Here is a 1,067-nt window from a genome sequence, read left to right as displayed (position 1 = left end):
CTCAAGCTCTCCCTCTGTTTATAGAGGGAGTACCCGCGATAGCGGGGGAGGGAGTTCTTACACTACATGTTCACAGTATCTGAACTTACCACTTCACAGTCCGTGAACTTACCGCTTCATGGTCCATGAACTTACCGGTTCATAGACCATGAACAACTCGGATCAGAGTTCGCCGGGACGCTCATAGCCGGGGACGTCGCCTACCTTGATAATTTCGGGATAGTCGTATGAACGGGGTTCTTTGAGTAATGTGCCGGAGTTGCTGCTACATTGTGTCGTCACCCTAACATACCACTTCCCCTCCGTCACCGCCGCCGGCAGAACAAACTGCAGCTTAGTCGGCGAGTTGGGCGACAAACTCTTGGGGGCTACAAAGACAGTTGTGGCAGTGTCTTTTTCGCTCGTAAAGAGAATGCCGACGCTCGCATCGTCCCCCTTCACGGCGAGGCGCATACCGCTGATAAGGGCCATGCCGCTGGGGTTGAGGTGGTTGGGCTTGTTCTCCGTCGGGTCTGTGACCGATTGGATGACGGGGCCTGTGGCGCCTGACTGCTCGAAGGCGTGGATGACACAGCTTTCGATGGCACGGCGCGCACCGTCGCCCTGGGTGAGGTTGACGGACACTTTGAGGCGGTCGGCGGGGATGTTATGCCCCAGGTCGTTGGCCAGGACGCTGCCCTGGATGCCGATGGAGCTGCGGAAGAAGGGGGTCACGATGTTGTTGCCTTCGGCGGCTGCCCGGGCGCATTCGTCGAGGAAGGTCTTGATGAACGCGGTGCCGTCGACGTTCTTCGTCGCGATCTCGCGGGCGGCTATGCGGGCGACGATGTCGTCCACGCCGAGGGTTGCCGTGACTTGCGCGGTGAGATAGTAGTCGTTCTCGATTTCTCTTGTCAGCTCATTCAGATGAGCGATTGCATTGATTGTGCTCATGATACTTTTTGATTTATCGTTAATATTAGAAACTCCGGGACCGTACGTACAGACACAAAAAAAGCGTGAGATGCCGTTTACGCTTATCTTACCAATCAGGTCTTCGCATTACCTTTACTGAAGATAAGCAACAG

Annotated in this window: 1 protein-coding gene; it reads right to left on the bottom strand. The window is 55.4% G+C overall.

All coding sequences use genetic code 11. The annotated features are described in order from the left end of the window. Positions 1 to 162: 162 nt before the first annotated feature. Complete coding sequence (locus tag DWU89_RS20405) at positions 163 to 933, bottom strand: DUF4469 domain-containing protein (protein ID WP_115501451.1); 771 nt, start codon at positions 931 to 933, stop codon at positions 163 to 165. Positions 934 to 1,067 lie beyond the last annotated feature (134 nt).

The organism is Parabacteroides acidifaciens (assembly GCF_003363715.1).
GTDB classification, from domain to species: domain Bacteria; phylum Bacteroidota; class Bacteroidia; order Bacteroidales; family Tannerellaceae; genus Parabacteroides; species Parabacteroides acidifaciens.
This window is presented reverse-complemented; position numbering and strand designations above follow the sequence as displayed.